This window comes from Mycobacterium sp. (assembly GCF_036488105.1).
Classification (GTDB): Bacteria; Actinomycetota; Actinomycetes; order Mycobacteriales; family Mycobacteriaceae; genus Mycobacterium.
The window spans coordinates 1-1,555 of record NZ_DASXHW010000116.1 but is presented as its reverse complement, the minus strand read 5'-3'; the positions used below and the strand labels follow the sequence as shown (position 1 = coordinate 1,555).

Here is a 1,555-nt window from a genome sequence, read left to right as displayed (position 1 = left end):
TCCCTTGCCGCCTTCGACCATGTCGACGGCTACGCGCTGGCCTTCCCCCAGCTCGGCGATACCGGCGCGGTTCAGCGCCGAGGCATGCACAAAAATGTCCTTGCCGCCGCGGTCCCGCACGATGAATCCGAATCCTTTATCGGCGGCGTAGAACTTCACCGTGCCGATCTCCTCGACCGAGGCCTGGTCGACCGGTGTATAGGATCGCTCGGGCCGAGGACGCCGAGGCTGCTCTTGCTGCGCGGTGCTGCTATCGACGCTCAGGATTTCCGTTACTTGCGGCCCCTTGGGCCCCGGACCGGCGCGGACCTCGAGCGTCGCGCCCGGCGGGACGCTGCCGTGCCCGCTGCGTTCAACCACACTCGCGTGCAGGAAGGCATCACCGGACCCATCGGCAAGCTGTACGAAACCGAACCCCTTGTCGGGGTTATACCATTTGACGACCGCTTGGACCGGGGAACCGGCGGGTCCTTCAAATCTCTGGGCGCTGGATCCCGGTGTAGATCCGAAGCCGCGCCGGGGTGTTTCGAAGTTGTCGTCGTCGAAGCCACGGCGGCGGGTCGGACGAAAATCTCTATCTCTGCTGCTCACTGGAGTTCCTGGGTCGAGCGGAATACTCGCACTCTGAAATGAGGCGGTGTGATCGTCAACGCATTCCACTGCTTGGACGGCGGCCGCGGAACGGACAGCCCGCCACGACACCGGCGGCTAACTTCTCACCGCCTCCGCACCGACTCTACCATTCGCGTAACAATCTGCCGCAGAATCGGCGCCGTCGTCGCGAAATTCAGCCGCGCAAATCCAGTGTATTCCGCCCCAAACGTCTCGCCAAAATTCAGCCCGACCCTGGCATGATCCAGGAAGAACTGCCCAGCGGAGCACGGCAGGTCCAGGGCGCGACAGTCGAGCCAAGCCAGATACGTCGCCTCGGGCACCCGCATCGTCACGCCCGGAAGGTCGGCTTCGATGGTGTGCGCCAGCCAATCGCGGTTCGCGCGCAACCGAGCGAGAATCTCGTCGAGCCAGTTCTGTCCGTCGTCCCAGGCCGCGGCGGTGGCATCGACACCCGTAATGCCTGGCGAGCCGAGCAATCGTGACGGGATGCGGCGCAGAAAGCGCCCCTTCAGTTCCGGGCTGCCAAAATGCATGACGGCGCAGCGCAGTGCCGGGATGTTGAAGCTCTTGGTCGCCGAGGTGATGGTAATGGTGCGGGCGGCGATCTCCGGATGCAGCGACGCCAACGGAATATGCATGTTGCCAGGATAGACGATGTCCGCATGAATCTCGTCGGATACCACCACCAGGTCATGACGGATCGCAAATGCCGCCACCGCCTCGAGTTCCGCCCGGCTGTAGGCTCGCCCGGTGGGGTTCTGCGGGTGGCAGAATATCAGCATGCGCGTGCGCGGATCGGGGGCCGCCTCGTACGCGGCGAGGTCGAGCACCCACCGCGTGCCGTCGTCGCGCATCGGGTTGGCGATCAGGCGACGGCCCGTGTCCTCGATCGCGCGCATGAATGGCGGATAGGAGGGAAGCTGCAACAGAACCGCGTCCC

General features: G+C 64.6%; 2 protein-coding genes. Both read right to left on the bottom strand.

All coding sequences use genetic code 11. From position 1 onward, the window contains the following. Window positions 1-660 (bottom strand): cold-shock protein (locus VGH54_RS30030; RefSeq protein WP_414688654.1); only part of this gene is annotated, 660 nt, incomplete at its 3' end. A 56-nt stretch (window positions 661-716) separates the two neighbouring features. After that, on the bottom strand, window positions 717-1,555 hold an 839-nt coding region (locus tag VGH54_RS06265; RefSeq protein ID WP_331511076.1), incomplete at its 5' end, for a MalY/PatB family protein.